Raw genomic sequence first — 23,015 nt, 5'->3', positions numbered from 1 at the left:
CTTGTCCGTCTAAAGCCAAGTCTTCGTTTTCTGTTAAATCAAAAATCCCATCTCCATCATTATCTTCATCACATTCCTCTATATCTGTTAATGTGTTGCCAATGGTAATAGTATTTACTGTTAGCGTAAATTCTTCTACTACATAACAATCTGGATTAAGTGTATTTTCAATCCTGACATATATAGTTTCAATTAGCGAAGAAGGTTCATAATCTGTTTCGGGAAGAGGTGTAACATCATTATTCTCCGCTTCAGCTAAAGTTCCATGATAGGTTACTTCAAAAAGATCTTCATTTTGATTCCCTAAAACTAAAGCTGTGTTATCTCCTAAATCGAAAGATGCTTCTGACAAAGAGAAAAAACACTCTTCATATGAATCTATATCTGTTATAACAGGTTGAGTAAAGTTAGTACCTGTAATTTCTCCAATTCTAAAGCATTCTTCATCTTCTATTCTAATGTAGATAGTACTAATTATATTGTTAACAAAAGTAAAATTTTGAGGGTCGTTTATGGCTTGAGTAACATCTCCTGTTTCTGCCTGACCTTCAGTATTAAAATATAATATATTATACTGACTGGGCACATCTACAAATTGAGATTCTATTTGTGTTAAATCAAAAACTTCTATATCGTTTCCATCACTATCACATTGTCCCAAAATCTCTATAATATCCGTAATTAGTGTAATATTACCCTCTACCACTTCTACTGTAACCGATTCCTCACAATATTGATTTGTCCAAGTAAAAGTATAGACTCCTATCCCATTTAAACCAGAAATATTTGTGGTTGGTGAATTTGGATTTTCGATTGTGGCTGGAGATGGATTATTTGCATCATCTGCAATCCATTGACCACTACCTACAGCTTCTAAGGTTACTTCACTTATACAAGATACTGTTTGAGGCTGGGTTAAAATCCCTAAATTTGCAGTAAACTGAATAGCGTCTAAAAAATTTCCAACTGTGTTATCTCCTGATGCGGTTGAGATAGCTCTAAACTCAAAACGAGTTGTAGCTTGATTTGCGGGTACAGTATAAGTACCCACTTTAACTTCCCAACCAGCATTTATTGCTGTAGAATATTGTGCAACTAAACTTAGATTGCTACCTGGAGCACCCGCATAGACGCCTACAATATCTTGACCTGAAGATGTTTGATTTCTTGCTGCGTGAGCAAAACTAAAATAAAATTGAGTTCCAGCAATTGGTGTATCATAATCTTGATAAACCCCAGATGCCTGATTAGCATTTAACTCTATGTATTGATTACCTGAATATGCAGGTATACCTCCAGCAGCATTCGTAGTAACCCAAAATTCCATTTGACTATCTGTGGCAGTGGTAAACCAACCAGGGACATTTGCATGGTTTAAAAATGTTGCTATTGATGGCACTATGGGCTCTTCAAAATCATAATTCATAGTCGTAATAACACAATCTCCATCTTCTTGATAAAATATTACTTCTACTGGAACTGTTAATAAAACGGCACAGCCATTAACATCTACAACTTCTAATTCAACATTATAAATACCTAATTGATTAAAGGTATGGGACACACTTAAACCAGAAGCCGTATTACCGTCTCCAAAATCCCAATTGTAGTTGGCGTTAAACGAAGTATTTTCAAATATAACATTGGCATTAAAATTTATATTTTCAAATACATACACAGTATAAACATCATTTTCAAACTCTGATGGTATTATGGATGATATCGAAGGGGTAATATTTTGACAAGGCTCAAAACAAGAAATTTCAGCAGTAAAACCAGGTAATGGAGATAAATTTCCATCTGGAACAAACTCAACTGTTAAGCAACCTGAAATGTTTGCAGGTGAAGCAGCAATTATTCCTGGAGTATTAGTATTTAAAAAAGATCCTAATAATGGTGCAGAAGTAGAATCTCCATCATAAATATTGATAGTATCTGCACCTCCTAGCAAAAATTGTGTGTAATTTAATTGTATGGAAGTATTCACTGAATCATCAGAGCAAATTATTACTATTTGTGAATCTCCTCCATTATCATTATATCCCGAGTTGGGTCCTCCATTGTCATACAAGTTTCCCGAACAAGAATTAATCAAAGCTTGAGAGCCTATATTATAAGTTTGACTATAGGAATTTATTTGAATAACGATAAGGAATAACAAGCAAAGTAACTTTTTCATAAACTCTTCAAGTAAAATTATGGATGCTTTAAGCATCCTTATTTTTGTGGATAATATTAACCTGTGCAATTGATTAAGAAAATTGTATAACAACTTTCAAAACCAATTGCTTTAAAGGTTTTTACTATTAATTAAAAATTATCTATTTAAATAAACCCATCCTTTGATGATTTCTGAAGATGAATCATTTAAATTAAGTACGTAAAAATATGTTCCTGTTGGAAGTTCTCCTCCTTGATTTGAATTACCATCCCAGAAATCTTTTGTGTTATTTCCTTCATAAATTTTTCTTCCGTTTCTAGAAAAAATCTGAATCTCAAAATTAGGGTGATTTTCATATAGACCTGAAATTTCAAAATTATCATTCATTCCGTCTGCATTTGGAGAGAAACCATTAGGAATAAAAAAATCTTCTTCACAATCCTCTATTACAAGTTGTAAAGAATATAAAAGAAAACAAGGTTCTTGACTATCTTGAACTCTAATAATAATTGTTTCATTATTACTATTTACTACATAATTTGATACTGCTGTAATAGGATTACTATTAGTATTTGCGTTATCTTGAGTATTATAATAACCTATTATTTGTTGATTTTGAGTAAGGTTAATTAGATCTTCTGCTTCAGTTAAATCAAATACAGTATTTTCATCATTTTCACAAGCTGTAATAGAATCTAAACCTATAACCTCATTTTTTACTGAAGTAATTACAAAACTTTCAACTTGATAGCAATCTGAGTCTATATTGTTTTCAATCCTAACATATATAGTTTGTTGAGGGTTTTGAGCTTGATAATTTAATTCGTTCTGTATAGGATTCTGTGAATTATTTGCGGCTGATAAGGTTAAAAAATATTCTACATTGTATTCTAATGGATTTTGACCAGATAAAATATTGCTATCGTTAATCGTTAAATCAAAACTAGCTAAACCTGAATCTGTAGTGGCGCATTCTTGAAGATCTACTGGGGTTCCCACAATTACATCTTCTACGCATATATCGAAACTTGAGGTTTCATAACATTGATTTTGAGCATGATTCTCTATCCTTACATATATAGTCTCACACCCTGCAATTGTTAATTGATAATTAGTGAGGTTTGTTATCTCATTTGTAGCTTCATTTGCATCTAGCAAAGTATTATAATATGTAACAGTTGAATTTGCTGGGTTCTGATTACCTAAAACATTACTCGTGTTTTGAGTTAAATCAAAAATATAATCATTAGAGTTGTTATCACATACATTTAATTGTACTGCTGAAATTATCTCTGGAGTCATATAGGTTTGAAGCATAATTGCTCCTACAGCATAACAATCTGAATCTCCAATTGAACCTATACGCACATATATTGTTTTTGTGGCTCCTGCATTTACAGAATAACTTGCAGGATTTTGGATAGAATTTAAGATATCTCCCGTATTTGCATCTCCTTGTGTTTCATAATATGAAATATCGTAGTCCTGAGGATTCATTATCAATTGGTCTACAACTTGAGTCAAGTCATAATTTTCATAGCCATCGTGGTCTATGTCGCATCTTCCTGGTATAGAAACCAAAATACTATCTAAGGCTGGTGCTGAAGCTAAAACTAACTCTAACTCTCCTATTACATAACATCCAACCTCATTTTCTACTCTTACATAGATAATTTGATTTTGATACGCGGTTTGATTGGTGAAAGGATTTAAAAATGAATCTGGAATTGAATTTTGCCCTGAACCGGCATCGCTTATACTGGTATAATATGTAAAGTCACCTATTGCTGAAAATGAATTTTCTGCAGAAGTTAAATCAAAATCTGCAAATCCATCACCATTTTGGTCGCATTCTACGATTTGCTCATAGTCACTATCTAATTGAATAGCATCAATGTAGACTTCTACATTTTTGATGCTATGTCTATCTGAAATTGCTCCTGTAGAAGCAGAAAATCCAAAATAACCTTCAGCTATATTCTCTACTCCGTCAAAAGCTTGTGGGGTTCCTGCTAAGACTATATTCCCATCAATAACCACTTCTATATTACCATTATCCCAAGAAATCTCTGCTCTTTGATAATCTGTACTTCGAAGATTACCAAAAAATTCTTTAATCATATCTGGCTCAGGAAAATTTTCTGCATAACCTTCTCCATAATATACCTGTATTTCTGGGTTAGGATTATTCCCAAATTGTCCTCCATGGTTGTCATAAGTATCAAAACATACTTTTATTCCTCGAGAGTTAGGAGGTAAGCCTATAGAAGCTCCATTTACAAAGTTTGTAGGAGGATTCTCTAAATACCAAAAAGATAAACCATCTGCCCCATTTCCATCAAATATCCTAAAATCAAATTCTACCCGCCACCTTTCACATTGATTTAAGTTATAAGGCTGGGAAAAGAAAATGGCTCCTGCTTCTGTATTAGAGGCTTCAGTAAGAATAATTTCTTCTCCATCTGTCGTAATATTCGTATCTGTCCATCCTGAAAAATCTGGAGGATTACCTGTAAGTTCTGCTACTAATGTATTTTGAGCAAAGTTTGAAAACGGAATTAATAAAATAAAAAATAAAAAACAACATGTATATAATGTTGAATTATTACCGTCTTTTAATAAAGTTAGTTTTTTCATTTGTTATTAGCTTTTAAATCTCTTGAATACAAAACAGTCAACTTTGCCTGTTTTGCATTCAAAAAATTCTAGTAATTAAATTATAAACCTATTTTTTTATTACTTGTTTAGTAATATTTTGATTTTCACTGTAAATTTTTAAAAAGTAAATACCCGAACTCAATTGAGATATATCTCCCTTAAAAAGATTGGAAGAGTTTACTGTAAATGATTTTAATTTTCGGCCATTCACATCATACACCTCAACTTTATCAATTATTTTTGAATTTGAATCGATAAAAAATTCTGGACCTATTGGATTAGGAAATACTTTTAAAGATAACAATGAATTTCTCCCCACATTAAGTTCACAATACTCATTCGGATCAACCAAAGTAATTATAGAGCTTACTGTATTACTATTTCCATTCACATCTGTAACTGTCATTATAATTTCATTTTCTCCTAAATCATTACAATTTAAAGAGGTGATATTTAAACTTCTAGAAAGAATCTCACAATTATCTGTAGAACCTGCGTCAATATCGTCTGGAACTAAGTTTACCGTTAAATTATCATCCAATTCTATAGTTATATCATTTGAAATCGCATTTGGTATTTCCACATCAAGTACTGTTACATTAAATGTACACGTAGTTGGAATTGAATTACCTTGCGTGATTTCAAAAGTATTAGTTGTAGTACCTACAGGAAATTCTTGTCCGCTTGCCAATCCATCTATCTGTTCTACGTTAATTGTAGGTAAGTTTACGAGTACTTGCCCATTATTCATAGCTGATCCAAAATTTCCTGTCCAGCCTTCCGCATCATCTCCTCCGTGTTGAAAGTAAATATTTCTAACCCCTGCACCATAACCTGTAAATGTATGAGTTACAGTTTGTGTATTCACTGAAGTTGTGATATTCCCTGTAGAGAAACTTTCTATAACATTCCCTCCTTCGTCTCTTAATTCTACATTTAAAAAATATATATCATTTGGATCTGAAGAAACACCTCTATAATCTTCAGAAATAGTGATTTCAGGAGAATCGTCCATTTGTGCATCTGTAAATCCAACACTAGATAGATTTATTATTTGAGATTTACTACAAGTTGTATACGAGGTTACAAACTCTCCGTTAATTGCAGTCCATCCGCTACCTCCATTTTGGTCTATTGTCCATCCATTTAACCCGTCATTAGCGTCTCCATTTATTAATAAATTTCCGCTAGGCCCTCCTGGAGCTGATTGAGGAGTATTATAAGTTACGATTGCTCCACATAAAGCTTCATCATTTATAACTTCTATATCATTTGGACAAGGTGGTGTGGTAAAGCTTATAGGACCTACAGAATTACTTAATGCATTGTTGCAAATAGCACTTACATATACGTCATAATCTGTATCAATTTCTAAATCGGTGATGAACACACCTAAGTCATTGTCATTATCAAAAATTAATTCTCCCGTACCAGGAACAAAACCTTCTGGACCATATTCAACCTGCCATTCTGTTTCTATTCCGTTAGATACCCAAACCACTTCTGCTGTTTCTCCAGTGACATTAAAGATCGTAATATCTGTAGGATCTGGGCAAGCCACGGTGTTCACATTAATACAAAATGTACCTTGTACTTGATTATGACCATCTACCTGAATATAATATACTTCTCCCTCAACAAGTCCTGTCAATAAAATATTTGATGCCGTATTTTCTTCACTAATATTTTGATTACAAGTCAACTCCCCTGTTAAAGTAGAAAGGTCATTTATATCGCTTGGAGATTCATATACCGCTATCTGAGAATCAAAATCTGACGGAGCAATATCTGTAGTTATATTTACCGCTCCATTTTCTGGTGCTGTAAAAGTAAACCAAACACTATTATCTATAGTATCGATAGGCTCAAAACAACTAGCAATTGGCTCAAAATTTTCTGTTGTTGCTAACGTATTACTATAAATATCTTCAGCACAACTTGCATTTAAGACCAAATCGATAGCATTTATAATATCATCATTTGCAGGTGGTTCTGGACACGCTCCTGTAGAAGTATATAAACTTGAATTGGCAGAACCAGTATTTGGCTCCATAAAATAAATACTATTGTTGGATGGGTCTAAAATCTCTATTCCTACTTCATAACCAAAAGAACCACCACTATTCCAATAAAGTTCAAAATTCACTCCATCGCATATAGGCACAAGAATCTCTTCATATTCTTGTCCGCTTCCTAATTGTAAAGTGGTTACTAATATGTCATTTTGAAGAATATTCATAGAGTTACCATTCCAGCCATCTCCATAACTATCTGTTAATATAAATTTGTAATTACATTGGTTTGAAGGATCACATATAGGTGTATCAAAAACCACTGGTCCTACATAATTACTTTCACTGTCAGATATACAAATAGATTTTACATATACTTCATAACTAGTTGCAGGATTCAAATTTTGCAATGTTTCTCCCATTGCATTATTATCTTGCACAACCATACCTGTTCCTAAAGTAAAACCGACTGAACCGTATTCAATTTCCCATTCTGTAATTCCATCAACGCTATCCCAGATAACGTCTGCAGTATTAAGTGTTATATTCTCTATTTGAATATCAAAAGGAGGTACACAATCATTTGCTTCTTCTCCACTAATAGCAAATACATTTATAACAGAACCTCCTATATTATTCTTGATAAATTCTACACTTTCAACTAATTTTGTTTGATTATTCGGTTCTATGCTCAAATTTAATTGAAAAATCTTAGGATTATTAGAAGGAGTTTCTACATTATTATTACTTCTATCTCCTCTACCAATGCCTGATAACTCTATAGGCAACCCTGTTCCATACCAATCTGGAATACTTAATCCAGTAAATGTTTGAGTACTCCCATCTGTAAAGTTAACTATCGCATCTGCAGTAGATACACCACTCCCCGATGTTACTAAAAAATACAAATTTGAATAGCTTTCTGGCGTTGTAATCGTTAATGTTTTTGAATTTGAAGCTCCTGATAAAGAAACTCTCAATGAGTTGTTCCCCTCATAAGGCGACCCTGCAGTAGGAATTTGGTAAGTTAAACCTGTTGTTACGTTACTCTCTATCTCTCCTGAGGTTGGCAGCCCCACGGTAATATTTCCATCTCCAACGTTTAATTTCCAGTCTTCTGAAAGGAAACAAAAATTGGCATCATCAATTGAAATAGAAGTCGAACTTTGCATTGTGCCAACACCGTTTGCTATAACATCTTCATTATACCCAGTTGCGGCAATTGGATTAATTTGACAATAGGATTGCCAACAGAAAAATAAAAACAATGTAAATAAGGTAATTTTCTTCATAAGGATTAATTTAAGTTAATAACTGCTTACTTGTTAATGACTACTACATACATTAAAAACAAACCTATTCGCTAAATTTTCTTATTACATCAAATTAGAAATGACTTAGTTTTAAGACACCAAATTTCATTTAACAAGAACTTATCATAAAATTAACATAAACTACGAATGATCGTTATCACTATTGTTTCAAATAGTGTAAATATTGTTTCAACTTAACATTTAAAGTTATTAAACTTGTGTTTGAAGGTATTGAGAAGGGGTCATATCATATATTTCTTTGAAGCATTTTGAAAAATATGATGGACTTGAGAATCCAGACTTATAAGAAACTTCAGATACACTTATATTATTATTAAAAAGTTTCACTGCATGTTTTATTCTTCTTAGTTTTATTATTTCAGTTGGTGTTGTATTGGTTATAGCTTTCATTTTTCTATGCAAACTAGTTCTGCTCATCCCTAAAGATTTTGCCAATTCATTTACATTAAAAGTTTCATCATCTATATGAACATCTATGATACTAAAGATTTTACTTAAAAATGGATCTATAGTTTCATTGTCTACAGTTTTAATAGGTTTTTTTAATGTGTGTAGCTCTTCAAACATAAAAGCTCTTTGCTTAGCGCTTCTATCTAGGATATTCTTAACTTTTAATAATAGCTCTTCTACATTAAAAGGTTTGTACATATATTCATCTGCACCTACAGATAAACCTTCTAATTTATTTTCTATTCCTGCTTTTGCTGTTAATAATATTACTGGAATATGAGCCGTTAGCACATTACTTTTTATATTCTCACAAAGCTTTATTCCGTCCATTTCTCCCATCATTATATCTGTCAATATTAAATCTGGGATTATTTTTAAGGATAAGTCTAATGCTTCTTCGGCATTTGCCACAGCAAACACTTTATATTTGTTACCAAAACTAGCACATATAAAATCTCTCAAATTTTTGTTATCCTCTGCAAGAACAATAGTAAGATTTGACGTATTTGCAGTTATACTTTGATTGTTGTAGCCAGGTTGTATTTTTTTATAAGGTAGATAAATTTTAAATGCTGTTCCTGAGGGAGCTTCCTTTTGGCTAGTTACAGTAATAGATCCTTTTTGTAATTTTATTAATTCTTCTACCAGAGATAAACCTATACCGCTACCTGCCTCAATAGATTCAACAGATTTCTCTCTATAATAACGCTTAAATATTTTATCTAGATGATCTTTATCGATACCTATCCCTGTATCTCTAACTTCTATTAAGACACCGGTTTTTGTTTCGTTTACTGAAATAAAAATTTCTCCTCCTTTTCTATTATATTTTATAGCATTAGAAAGTAGGTTATACATAATCCTTTCTATAAACTCTCTAGAATAAGAGTAATAACCTGAAATTGAGTTCTCCTCATAGATTTTAATATCCTTTTGTTTTAACTCCTCTGAAAAAGCCGCTATGGAATGATTAATTGTTTTTTTTAAATCTCCCTTAGAGTAAGTAGGTTTTAAGACACCTGCTTGAACTTTAGAAAAATCTAAAAGTTGATTGGTTAGCTCTAGTAGGTTTTTTCCGTTTTGAGAAATTATATTTAATAATTTTATATCTTTTTGATTATTAATCGATTTTTTTAGATGTTCTGCTGGCCCTAATATTAAGCTTAAGGGAGTTCTTAGCTCGTGCGTGATGTCCGAAAAGAATTTATTTTTTATTTCATCCAATTCCTGTAATCGTAAAGCTTCTTTTTGTTTTAATTGTATGCTAGTGGCTAGTATTTTTTGTTTTACTTGATATCTAATAAAAAACACTATAATTAAAACAAATACTAAAAAATAAATAATCCAAGACCACCAACTTGACCACCAAGGGGGAGAAATTTTTATTTTCACTTGTTTAATATAATTGCTCCATATCCCCGAGGTGTTTGAAGAATTTACTTCAAAAAGATAATTTCCAGGAGGTATTTTTGTATAAATAGCTTCCCTACGATCGTTAACTTCTTTCCATTGATTCTCTAAGTCATAACCGTTTAACCGATACCTATATTTAATATCCTGAGGTTGATTGAATTGTAATGCAGAATATCCAAGGGTCAAATTATTTTCTTTGTAATTAAGTTTTAATTCAGTTATAGATTCATTAGGAGTTTCTAAACTTATAGCTTCATTGTTCACCTCTATTTTTGTGACTACGGTTTGTGGAGCATAGGTGTCTTTTCTTAAAGTTAAAGGATTAAAAAAAACACCTTTTTTTGTTCCTCCAAAAGCAAAATTACCATCAGACAGTTGTAAGTTATGATATCTATTATATTCTAATATTGGAGTTCCATGTTCTAAGCTAAAGGTTTTTTGAGTAAAGTCTAATGTATTAAATCGACATAAACCACTATTCGTACCTAACCACAAATAACCTTCTTCATCTGTCAGAATAGAATATATAGTATTGTCTGGCAATCCTTGTTTTTTTGAAAAGATACGACTATCAAAATTTTTAGTATTAAATCTAATTAAACCACTATAACTGGCTATCCATAAAATGTCTTTATCACTTTTGTCTTTTGCCAAGCTAATTAAATTAGCAACTGGCAATTTTTCATCATTAACTTTAAACCATTTTTTTGTAGACAAATTGAAATAAAACAAACCGTTTGAACTCGTTGTTACCCAAAGAAAGTTATCTATAACTAACATATTCTTGGGGCTGATCTTCTCAGGTAATTGGTTTTCTATTTTTTGCCAGTTTTTAACCTTTTTAGTATAAGAATAAATCTTTCCTGCCTGAGTAATAACAATAGGTGAAGAAGAATTTAGTAGCGATATTCCCACAATAGGGTCAAATTCATTCCTGTCTATATTGTCAGACAACTTAGGGTATTCTTCATAAGTTTTTTCTTTAAAATTATAGCAAAAAATAGATCTATTTAATGCTAACCAATTATTGTTATCATTCACATAAGACCTTAAATAATAAGAAATGGGAAGCACAAAATCATTTTTAATTAAAATATTTTCAACATCATTAGAGGAGATTTTATAATACTTTTTAAAAATATCTACAACAAAATTAATTTCGTAATCAAAATCAATGAAATTATATGAGTAATCAATTTGATAAACACCATCGGTATCGATAGCTATCCATATTAAACCCGATCTATCAATTGAAAATATTTTAATTTTTTCCTTTGAGGTTAAAGGCAACTGTTTCTTAAACTCTATATCATCTCCATAGACATAAAGATTTTTATCTATTAAAAAACAAAGATCATTAGTTACTGGGTTGTAACTATAATTAAAAAGGCTACGGTTTAAGGTTACAGGTAATAATGATTTTTTAAACTGCTCATTACTAGGATTAAACTCATATATAAAATTAACATCAGACCAAATCATTATTTTATCTAAGCCTTCATATATTTTAGGAACATCATAACCAAAGTAATTATCATCATTATAAGATAATTTATAAGGTATTTTAATTTCACAAAATGAATTACTTTGTCTATTATATTTCTTTAAAGATTGTTGGGTTAAAACCCACATGTCATTATTCTTATCTTCAAACAAAGATCTAATAGTATCATTTTTAAAATAAAAATCTATTTTATCATTAATTTCTGAATTTAAACTAAATTTCGTTAGTTTTTCTGGGGTTGAATAAGTCCAAAACTCCCTATTTTTTGAGATTAAAAAAGTTTTATCATTAGTACTTATTTTATTCTTTATTAAAGTATCGTTATTGTATAAATGCTCAATACTTTCGGATAAAGTATTTAAAAGATCTACCTCACCAGATTCATAATTAATCCACAATGTATTTCCATTCAGCAGCCCTATTTTATTTATTATATTGGAAGATAAAGATGTATTATCTTTAGGAATATGTTGAAATACTTTAAACTCATTACCATCAAATCTGGCTAAACCATTACGTGTGCTTATCCAAATAAATCCTTGTTTATCTTGTTCTATTCCCGAAACAAAAGATTGAGGAAGTCCATCTTTTACCGTAATATGTTTTACACTTTGTGCATAAATTGTGGAGGTAAAGATTAATAAGAATAAGTATGTAAATATTTTCAATTCTTAAGTTTTATTGTTGCACAAGTTATCTATAATTTAACAATTACACACCCTACAACCCCTACTATAATCTTAATAAAATAGAATTATTTTTTAAAAAATTAAATATTGATGATAAATTCATAAAAAAAACTATATTTACAGTTCTACTACATCACATTTTGAATGTACCTAATTGTTAAGATCAATTAATGTATAATTCAAATAAAATACAATGAAGAAAATTTTCAGGCAATCTGCTCTGCTCTATATTTTAATCTTAAGTTTTTTCAATTTATCAGCGCAATCAAATCAATACTTACATTTTGATGGTATAGACGATTATACCGAACTTCCTAATGCAGCACAATACGTAAACAATTTAAATACTATTAGTATGACTGGTTGGTTTTATACCGACGCACTTACTTATGGGCAAGGGATGATGAGTATTAGAGGAGGAGGAACAGGCACCGGAGAGATGTATTTAATTCAGCTCAATAACGGAACTATAGAATGTAGACTAATTACCTCTACAGGACTTCATGAATTTGTTGCCCCAGCAGGAACCATACAAGCAGGACAATGGCAACACGTAGCGTGGATTTTTAATCAAGATACCGTAGAACTTTTTATAGATGGTAATTCTATAGGTAGTGGTACTGCTTCTGGGACTTTTCAATCTACAACTAGACCTTTCTCTGTAGGAAAATGTATTCAATCGGGTTTTAATTTTATTTTTAAAGGTCGAGCAGACGAAGTCTCGTTATGGAGTAAGGCACTAACTCAAGTAGAGATTCAAGATATGATAAATAATGAACTTGACGGAAATGAATTAGGCTTAGAAGTTTATTATAAATTTAATCAAGGAACTCCAGCAGGTAATAATACAAATATATCTCAACTTATTGCAGAAAATGGACTTACAGAAAGAAACTCTAATCTTCTAAACTTTTCATTGACAGGAGAAGAGTCCAACTTTAATGGAGCGTTAGAAAGTGGTTTTCAAGCTATCAATTTCCCTCCTATTTCAAACAAGCTTATTACAGATAACCCTTTTGAAATAGAAGCATCAGTTAATTCAGGATTGACAGTTAATTTTGAAGTAGTGACTGGTCCTGCCTCCATTAATGGAAATATAATTACCTTAACAGAAGAAGCAGGAGAAGTAACTATTAAAGCTAGTCAACCTGGTAATAATGATTTTGATGCCGCAGAAGATGTTTTTGTAACATTTCAAGTTTTAGATCCTTCAGAGGTACTTGTTGAAGCCGAAGTTCTACATCCGTTAAACGGAGATGTATACGCACCTACATTAATTCCTATACAAATTGCTGTGAAAGCAGGAATTCAATACCCAGAACTTTTTTCTATTGACCAAATAAATGTAGAAATAGAAGGAGACGAAGTTATACTTACCAACCATAATAACGGATTTCTCACTGGCTGGTGGACACCATCTACCTATGGAGAAAAAGAATTAGTGTTAAATGCGACAAATAATTTTGGTGAAAGTCAAAATTTAACTCATTCTTTTAATTTAACCGCAACTGCTAGTGATTTAAGTATTCTAGGCACAGATGAAGTTTGGGTAAATTCAGATTTCCCAACACAAACTGTAGAAACAGAACTCCCTAGCCATGTAGGAGCTTTTAATCAAATTTCGGCTACATTATTTATAGATTGTCCAACAGGAGGTTGTGATCCTTGGGATAGAGTTTCTTCTGTGGAAGTACAAGGAAAAAACGGAGAATGGTATGAGATTATTAGATACTTAACTCCTTACGGAGTAAGCTGCCAAAGCGATATAGATTTAACCGATTTTGCCTCACTCCTTAGCGGAAAAACAAAATTTAGAGTTAACCTTGGTACACAAGGAAACGGATTTTTATACACCTTACAATTAAACTATCAAGCAGGTGTTCCCGAAAACCCATACAGCTACGTGCAAAAGCTATGGTATCAAACCTATCAGTTTGGAGATATGGCTAACTTGCAACCTGCAGAAGAAATTCTTGCTCACTACCCAGAAAATACAGAATCTGCAAAAATAAAACTGGTTTCTTCTGGACACGGTTGGGGAGAAAACAACACAGGTAATGCTGCTGAATTTCAAGAAAACACTCATCATATTTGGGTAGATAATGAAGAAACTTTTGAACAACACAATTGGAACGACTGTAATCCTAATCCAGACAACTGTAGCCCTCAAAACGGAACTTGGTATTACGATAGAGCTGGTTGGTGTCCTGGAACAATAGCTCAGTTTTTTGATTTTGATTTAGGAAGCATTACTCAAAACAATGTAGAGTTAAAGTATATCTTTGACGAAAGCTATGTTGACTATTGTCATCCAAATAATCCAAATTGTGTGACAGGTTCTACATGTAATAATTGTGACGATGGGTTTAATCCTCATTTAATCGTATCTTCTTATTTGGTTTCATTTGGAGACACTCCTTTAAACCAAAACTTAAATGTTCCTAACGAAGAATCTGGTTTTGACATTAGCCTATACCCTAATCCATCTACAGGAGTTTTTTACATAGATTTAGAGAAAAGCCAAGAAGCAAGCTCGATAGTAGTTTATAATTACTTAGGCAAATCTATAAAATTGATTCAAGTAGATCAAGACCGACAAAACATACAAGTCGACTTAAATACTGCTGCGGCTGGAGTATATTTTGTTAGTATTTTCAAAGGAAATAGAATCTTAGAAACTAAAAAAATTATTTTAGAGTAAATCATTCAGCACCTAAAATCTAAAGATCTATCAATATAAGGGACTGTCAGTCCCTTATATTGATAGATCTTTAGATTTTAGAATTATATTATTTATTTTACTTCATTTCTTTATCAAAAGCTTACTCATATACATTTAAGATTTAACTTAGTTTTGGATGATTTATTTATTTGAATGTAAACATTAAAGTTACCGCTCAAATCTCTAAAAACATCTAAAAAGAAAGGGCTAAAACTATTTTTTGATTAAATAACTAAACAACCAATTTGTTTTAAAATACGCTTATTCTAACTAATTTTTAAACAGTTTAATCTGATTAAAAAATCAACATTCATTCCTATATAATAGAAAGCAAAATTATTTTGTTTAATATTTTAACTTATTCTTTAAACAAAATTGTTTTTTATAGTTTAGTTTTGAAGTGTCGAATATAGATCTATGCAGTATATAAAAAAAGAATTTAGTATTAAGGACCTCGAAGTTCTTAGCGGAGTAAAGGCTCACACCATAAGAATTTGGGAAAAAAGATATCATATTTTAGAGCCTAATAGAACTGATACCAATATTAGAGTTTACGACACTACGTCGCTTCAAAAATTACTCAATATTGCCTTTCTCAATGAAAATGGATATAAGATTTCTAGAATCTCAAATCTTTCCGATAAGGAAATTAGTGATTTAGTACAATCTACATCTTCCTCAAACAATTATGAAAACAGAGCTATAAAGTCCTTTCTGGTAGCTATGTTTAATTACGATGCTGTTCTGTTTTTAAATACCTACGATGAGCTTCTAAAAAAGAGAACCTTTTCAGAAGTTTTTAAAGACGTGTTTATACCTTTTTTAGAGCATATAGGTTTATTATGGCAAACTAATACCATTACCCCATCTCATGAGCATTTTATCTCTAATCTTATACGACAAAAAGTTTATAGCAATATAGAGAAACTTCAATATGAAAAACCTTTTAACGAAGAAAAGTTGTTTATACTCTTTTTACCTGAAAATGAAATCCACGATTTAGGCATACTATTTACCAATTATGAACTTTTATCTCTAGGTTATAAGGTGATTTTTTTAGGACATACCATCCCATTAGAAAACTTAAAGACATTTACTCCTATGGCGAAAGAAGTATTTTTTATATCTTACTTCACCATACAACCAGAAGATCCTACTTCTTATATAAAAGAATTTAAAAAAGAATTAATCAGCGAAGAACATCAACTTAAGTTTTGGATCTTAGGACACAAAAAAGCTGAAATCGATAAAAGCCTATTAAATGAAAACATCTCTACTTTCAAAAATATTTCTGAACTAACCTTAAAACTATAACTATGAAAAAGAAAATTATAATTATAGGTTCTGGTTTTTCCTCGCTAAGTGCATCCTGTTATTTAGCTCAACAAGGTTACGAGGTAGAAATATTTGAAAAAAACAGCAGTATAGGAGGTAGAGCCAGACAATTAAAAAAAGAAGGCTTTACCTTTGATATTGGCCCCACTTGGTATTGGATGCCCGATGTATTTGAGCGTTTCTTTGCAGATTTTAATACCACTCCTCAAGCCTATTATGATCTTATAAAACTCAGTCCGGCTTATAAAGTTTACTTCAGTAAAGAAGAAAGTATCACTATAGGTGATACCTTAGATAAAATATATGCTGCTTTTGAAAGCATTGAAAAAGGAAGTTCTCAAAAATTAGAAAAATTTATAGAAAAAGCCAGAAGCAATTACGACATTGCTATTAAAGATTTGGTTTATAGACCTGGAGTTTCTCCCTTAGAACTTATCACGCCTCAAACTGCAACCAAACTCAATCAGTTTTTTAGCACCATAGCCAAAGAAGTTAGAAGAGAGTTTAAAAACGATCAACTTATACAAGTACTCGAGTTTCCTGTGCTATTTTTAGGTGCAAAACCTAGCGACACTCCAGCTTTTTATAGTTTTATGAATTTTGCAGATTTTGGCTTAGGAACTTGGCATCCTAAAGGAGGAATGTATCAAGTCATTTTAGGCCTAAGTGAATTGGCAAAAAGTCTTGGCGTAAAAATTAATTTAAACGCTTCCGCGGAAAAAATTCTAGTCGATAATCATAACAAAGCTACAGGGATTATTTCGAACGGAAAAGAACACCAAGCAGACATCGTTTTAAGCGGTGCCGATTATCACCATACCGAAACTTTACTACATCCAGAACTTCGTCAGTATTCAGAAACCTATTGGGACAAGAAAACTTTTGCTCCCTCTTCCCTTCTCTTTTACGTAGGTTTTGATAAGAAGATTGAAAACGTAGAACATCACACTTTATTTTTTGATGTCGATTTTAAAGCCCATGCAAAAGCCATCTACGATAACGCAGAATGGCCTGAAGAGCCTTTGTTTTATGCTAGTTTCCCTTCTAAAACAGATGATAATATAGCTCCGAAAGGGAAAGAAGCAGCCATATTTCTCATTCCGCTTGCACCAGGATTAAGAGATGAACAATCCTTAAGAGAACGTTATTTTAAAAAAATAATTAAACGCTTTGAGGAAATTACTAACCAAAATGTTTCAAATTACGTTATATTTAAGGAGTCCTTTTGTGTAAATGATTTTGTTAAAGACTATAATTCGTATAAAGGAAACGCATACGGACTTGCAAATACACTTTTTCAAACGGCTTTTTTACGTCCCAAATTAAAAAGCAAAAAAGTAAAAAGTCTCTATTTTACCGGACAACTAACCGTACCAGGACCCGGAGTTCCCCCTTCGTTAATTTCAGGTAAATTAGTAGCAGAACTTATAAAAAAACATAACTAACAACCTCTATGAAATCAACTTTTGACCTTGTCTCAAAGCTTTGCAGTAAAGAAGTTACTCAATCTTACAGTACCTCTTTTTCTATTGCCACCAAGCTTTTAGCTCCTTCAATAAGACAGGATATTTATAATATTTACGGTTTTGTACGTTTTGCCGATGAAATTGTAGATACCTTTCATGATTACGATAAAGAGTTTTTATTTAATAAGTTTGAAGAAGATCTATATTTAGCTTTAGAACACAAAATAAGTCTCAATCCTATTTTAAACTCCTTTCAAGAAACAGTTCATAAATATCGAATTCCAAAAGAATTGTATGTTGCTTTTTTAAAAAGTATGCGAACAGACTTACATAAAACCACTTACTTATCCCAAGAAGAATACCAGCAATATATATACGGCAGCGCAGATGTTGTGGGGCTTATGTGTTTAAAAGTATTTGTAAAAGGAAATGAAGAAAAATATAAGGAATTAAAAGAAGATGCTATGAAACTAGGATCTGCTTTTCAAAAAGTGAATTTCTTACGTGATCTAAAAGCTGATTTTGAAAATTTAAATCGCTCTTACTTTCCCAACGCAAATCTTGAGCAATTAGATGAGCTGACTAAGAAAGAAATCATTCAAGAAATTGAAGACGATTTTGCCCAGGCTTTACGCGGAATATCAAAGTTACCAGTCGAAGCAAAATTAGGAGTTTACACTGCTTATATTTACTTTTATAAATTATTAAACAAACTTAAAAAAACTCCTTCCTTACAAATTAAGGAGCAACGCATAAGAGTTTCTAATTACCAAAAAGCCGGACTCTTAGCAAAATCATATATTTCTTGTAGATTAAACCTTATTTAGTAATGCAAACAGTTTATTGGGTACTTATATTTTTTTCCACCTTTTTCTTTATGGAATTTATGGCTTGGTTCACGCACAAATACGTCATGCACGGGTTTTTATGGTCTTTACATAAAGACCATCACCACAAAGATCATAGCAGTTGGTGGGAACGAAATGACTTATTTTTTATCTTTTATGCACTCGTTAGCATAGGCTGCTTCTTGCTTTGGCAATATGAAAATATCTGGTTTACACTTCCTATAGGTTTAGGAATCTTAGCTTATGGAATAGCTTATTTTACAGTGCATGATATTTTTATACACCAACGCTTTAAAATGTTTAGAAATGCCGACAATTGGTATGCTAAAGGCATAAGAAGAGCTCATAAAATTCATCACAAGCACTTAGGTAAAGAAGAAGGTGAGAATTTTGGTATGCTTATGGTTCCTTTTAAATATTTTAAACAAAAATAACATGCAAAATCACCACTATGATTTTATCATTGTTGGGAGTGGTTTAGCAGGTTTACAGCTTGCCCTTGCTTTTTCAAAAGATAATTTTTTTAAAGACAAAAGCATTGCCCTTATAGATGAATCATCAAAATCAAAAAACGATAAAACTTGGTGTTATTGGGAAAAAGGAAAAGGGAAATGGGATCATCTTATACACGCCACTTGGAACAAAGGCGCTTTTATTTCTAATCATAAAAACTTAGCATTAAAACTTAGCCCTTACACTTATAAAATGTTAAGGTCTATAGATTTTTATAACGATGCTAAGTCTCAATTAAAAGCACATAACTCTATTAAATTTATTCAGGATTGTGTCACTTCCGTGGAAGAAAACGAAACCGAGGTTCAAGTTATAGGAGAGCAACAAATTTATACGGCTACTCATGTTTTTGATAGCCGAATCCCAGAAGATTTTTTTAAAGAAAACAAAAAAACAATTAAAATTCATCAACACTTTAAAGGTTGGATGATAGAGACAAGTACACCGCAATTTAATCCAAAGCAATTTATTATGATGGATTATAGGCTTAAATGGAAAAATTCCACTAGTTTCACCTACGTTTTGCCTATATCACCGACCAAAGCTTTTGTAGAATATACTTTTTTCACCCCTTTCACTACCGAGGAAGATGTTTACGATGAACAATTAAAAAGTTATATTAAAAAATATCTAAATCTAAAAGATTACCGTATTACCGAAACTGAAATGGGAAATATACCTATGACCAATTTTCCGTTTCATAAGTATCATTCTAACAAAATTACAAAAATAGGAACAGGCGGCGGATGGGTTAAACCTTCCACAGGTTATTCGTTTAAACATACCGAAAAGAAAGTAAAACGTATTCTCCAGAACTTTAAGGAAAAGAAATCTCCTTCTAATGAAATTTTCAATAAAAAGTTTTATTACTATGATAAAGTATTTTTAAAGGTCATAGAGAAAGAAAATGAAAAGGGAGAATGGTTGTTTGAACAGTTTTATAGTAAAAACAGCATTCAAGATATATTTAAATACTTAGATGAAGAAACAAATTTCTCAGAAGATTTAAGAATTATGGGAACTTTATATTCTTCAGCATTTATCAAAGCTTTCTTTAAAAGCTTAAATTAAAGGTACGTGATCGTTTATTTCCCAATATTCGTGTTCCCAAGTATTTGATTCTACATTTATTTCGCTAGTCTCGTTTTCATTTTCTATCGCTCTCATCATCTTTACTTTATTAAAGGATTATTAACCTAAATTAAAACCTTTAGCATTCTTCTGAAATACCCAATACTAAGTATATTCATAAAAAAACTCCTGCAAAATGCAGGAGTTTTATTTTTATACTATAAAAAGGGACTGATTAAGCGTTTAATTTTTTAATTAAATTTAACGCAGATCCTTCTTTATACCATTCAATTTGATTTTCATTATAGGTATGATTTGCTTTGATCGTATCTTTAGAACCATCAGCGTGAACTATTTCGATAGTTAAAGGTTGATTTGGAGCAAAATTTTCTAAATCAATAAAGTTGAAGGTATCATCTTCTTTAATTAATTCGTAATCACTTTCATTATCAAAAGTAATTCCTAACATACCTTGTTTTTTCAAGTTAGTTTCGTGAATACGAGCAAAAGATTTTACCAATACTACAAAAACTCCTAAATGACGAGGCTCCATTGCTGCGTGTTCTCTAGAGGAACCTTCCCCGTAGTTATGATCACCCACCACTACTGTTGGAATTCCTTTAGCTTTGTATTCTCTTTGTGTATCTGGCACACCACCATATTCTCCTGTTAACTGACTTTTCACAAAGTTAGTTTTCATATTAAAAGCGTTTACCGCTCCAATAAGACAGTTGTTAGAAATGTTATCTAAGTGACCTCTATAACGCAACCAAGGCCCTGCCATAGAAATATGATCTGTAGTACATTTACCGTGAGCCTTAATCAATAATTTTGCATCTAATAAATTTTTACCATCCCAAGGTTTAAATGGAGTTAGTAACTCAAGACGCTCACTATCGCTAGCTACTTTAATATCTACACCACTTCCATCTTTCATCGGCGCTACATAACCAGCATCTTCAACCTCAAAACCTCTTGTAGGAAGCTCAATTCCCTTAGGCTCTTCTAACATTACCTCTTCTCCATCTTCGTTGATTAATTTATCACGAGTAGGATCAAAATCTAAACGCCCAGAAATCGCGATTGCAGCTACCATTTCTGGAGAACCTACAAAAGCGTGAGTATTTGGATTACCATCGGCACGCTTAGAGAAGTTTCTGTTAAAGGAATGAACAATAGTATTCTTTTCTTCTCCTTTACGATCACTTCTATCCCACTGACCAATACAAGGTCCGCAAGCATTGGTAAATATTGTCGCGTCTAGATCTTCAAAAATCTGTAACAATCCGTCACGCTCTGCCGTGTAACGAATTTGCTCTGATCCTGGGTTAATCCCGAAGTCTGATTTTGCTTTAATCTTTTTATCTACCGCTTGTTTTGCAATAGAGGCAGCTCTTGTTAAATCTTCGTAAGAAGAGTTTGTACAAGAACCAATTAATCCCCAATCCACATTAATTGGCCAATCATTTTCTTTTGCTTTTACACTCATTTCAGAAATAGGTGTAGCTAAATCTGGCGTAAAAGGTCCGTTTAAATGTGGTCTTAATTCAGATAAGTTAATCTCGATTACCTCATCAAAATATTGTTCTGGGTTTTCGTAAACCTCATCATCTCCTGTTAGGTACTCACGAACTCCGTTTGCAGCATCTGCAACATCATCACGGTTGGTAGCACGTAAGAAACGCTCCATAGAATCATCATAACCAAAAGTAGAAGTTGTAGCACCAACTTCTGCTCCCATATTACAAATCGTACCTTTACCAGTACAAGAAAGGTTTCTAGCACCTTCTCCAAAATATTCTATAATAGCTCCAGTTCCTCCTTTTACCGTAAGAATACCAGCTACTTTTAAAATTACATCTTTAGAAGCAGTCCACCCGTTTAATTCTCCAGTTAACTTTACTCCAATCAGTTTAGGAAATTTTAACTCCCAAGGCATTCCAGCCATTACATCTACAGCATCTGCACCTCCAACACCAACAGCTACCATTCCTAAACCTCCTGCATTCACAGTATGAGAATCGGTACCAATCATCATCCCTCCAGGGAATGCATAGTTTTCTAAAACTACTTGGTGAATAATTCCTGCTCCTGGCTTCCAAAATCCGATACCATATTTATTAGAAACTGAACCTAAAAAGTCAAAAACCTCATTACTGGTTTCATTAGCTCTTTTTAAATCTTTTTTAGCTCCTTGCTTGGCTTGGATTAAGTGGTCACAATGAACCGTAGTAGGAACTCCTACTTTCTTTTTTCCTGCTTGCATAAATTGCAATAATGCCATTTGTGCAGTTGCATCTTGACAAGCAATTCTATCTGGTGAAAAGTTTACATAATCTGCAGCTCTGGTATAAGCTTGTGTAGCTTCACCATCCCATAAATGAGAATAAAGAATTTTTTCTGAAAGTGTTAATGGTTTACCTACTACTTCACGGGCTTTATCTACACGCTCAGCAATTTGAGTATAAACCTTCTTAATCATATCAATATCGTATGCCATAGGTCTGTTTTTTTTTAGTCCTGCGAAAGTAATGAAATTTAATGAAATTAAAAAATAACTATCAAAACATCAATTTAGCGGAAGATAATTCAGTGAAATAGCAAAAACCTTAATTATAATGAATCAAAATAAGCTTATTTTGAAGAATAATTAACGGATTAATAATTTAAACGATTTGAATTGACGATTTAATAAAAAAAAAGTGAATTTGTTTAAAGATTGTAATTATTTTGAATTTTTATTACAACTCTAAAAATAAAATTTAATGTAAAGCAGAATAAAAATTCTAATCTAAAGAGATAGTAATTTAACCAAAATTTATTTTTAAAATAATTGCTT

The 23,015-nt window shown here is 31.9% G+C and carries 11 protein-coding genes; 6 read left to right on the top strand and 5 right to left on the bottom strand.

The features are described 5' to 3' along the window. The 4 genes from LX95_RS10690 to LX95_RS10675 all read right to left on the bottom strand — a co-directional run. The coding region (locus tag LX95_RS10690; protein WP_170116608.1) for a PKD domain-containing protein at positions 1 to 2,179 on the bottom strand (2,179 nt) is incomplete at its 3' end. A 138-nt stretch (positions 2,180 to 2,317) separates the two neighbouring features. Further along, positions 2,318 to 4,798, bottom strand: a complete 2,481-nt coding sequence (locus LX95_RS10685; RefSeq protein ID WP_111541435.1) for a T9SS type B sorting domain-containing protein — start codon at positions 4,796 to 4,798, stop codon at positions 2,318 to 2,320. An 88-nt stretch (positions 4,799 to 4,886) separates the two neighbouring features. Beyond that, a complete protein-coding gene (locus LX95_RS10680) occupies positions 4,887 to 8,123 on the bottom strand; it encodes a T9SS type A sorting domain-containing protein (RefSeq protein WP_111541434.1) in 3,237 nt (1,078 codons plus the stop codon). A 231-nt stretch (positions 8,124 to 8,354) separates the two neighbouring features. After that, positions 8,355 to 12,200 (bottom strand): hybrid sensor histidine kinase/response regulator transcription factor, encoded by a 3,846-nt coding sequence (locus LX95_RS10675; protein ID WP_111541433.1) that lies wholly within the window; start codon positions 12,198 to 12,200, stop codon positions 8,355 to 8,357. A 214-nt stretch (positions 12,201 to 12,414) separates the two neighbouring features. Here LX95_RS10675 and LX95_RS10670 point away from each other — a divergent pair, with 214 nt between their 5' ends. The 6 genes from LX95_RS10670 to LX95_RS10645 all read left to right on the top strand — a co-directional run bounded on the left by LX95_RS10670 (position 12,415) and on the right by LX95_RS10645 (position 20,176). After that, a complete protein-coding gene (locus tag LX95_RS10670; RefSeq protein WP_111541432.1) occupies positions 12,415 to 14,922 on the top strand; it encodes a LamG-like jellyroll fold domain-containing protein in 2,508 nt (835 codons plus the stop codon). Positions 14,923 to 15,360: 438 nt separating this feature from the next. Continuing rightward, positions 15,361 to 16,257, top strand: a complete 897-nt coding sequence (locus LX95_RS10665; RefSeq protein WP_111541431.1) for a MerR family transcriptional regulator — start codon at positions 15,361 to 15,363, stop codon at positions 16,255 to 16,257. 2 nt (positions 16,258 to 16,259) lie between these two features. Continuing rightward, positions 16,260 to 17,723: a phytoene desaturase family protein gene (locus LX95_RS10660; RefSeq protein WP_111541430.1), complete on the top strand. Its 1,464-nt coding sequence runs from the start codon at positions 16,260 to 16,262 to the stop codon at positions 17,721 to 17,723. An 8-nt stretch (positions 17,724 to 17,731) separates the two neighbouring features. Next, entirely contained in the window at positions 17,732 to 18,571 is an 840-nt protein-coding gene (locus tag LX95_RS10655) for a phytoene/squalene synthase family protein (RefSeq protein WP_111541429.1), read from the top strand. Positions 18,572 to 18,573: 2 nt separating this feature from the next. Further along, positions 18,574 to 19,026: a sterol desaturase family protein gene (locus LX95_RS10650; RefSeq protein WP_111541428.1), complete on the top strand. Its 453-nt coding sequence runs from the start codon at positions 18,574 to 18,576 to the stop codon at positions 19,024 to 19,026. A gap of 1 nt (position 19,027) precedes the next feature. Continuing rightward, positions 19,028 to 20,176 carry a lycopene cyclase family protein gene (locus LX95_RS10645; protein WP_111541427.1) on the top strand — a complete coding sequence of 383 codons (1,149 nt, stop codon included), beginning with the start codon at positions 19,028 to 19,030 and terminating at the stop codon, positions 20,174 to 20,176. Between the two features lie 235 nt (positions 20,177 to 20,411). Here LX95_RS10645 and LX95_RS10640 read toward each other — a convergent pair whose 3' ends face one another. Beyond that, complete coding sequence (locus LX95_RS10640; RefSeq protein WP_111541426.1) at positions 20,412 to 22,676, bottom strand: aconitate hydratase; 2,265 nt, start codon at positions 22,674 to 22,676, stop codon at positions 20,412 to 20,414. Positions 22,677 to 23,015: the final 339 nt, after the last annotated feature.

This window comes from Mesonia algae, assembly GCF_003253545.1.
GTDB lineage: Bacteria > Bacteroidota > Bacteroidia > Flavobacteriales > Flavobacteriaceae > Mesonia > Mesonia algae.
The sequence above is the reverse complement of the archived record's forward strand: the minus strand, read 5'-3'. Positions and strand labels throughout refer to the sequence as shown.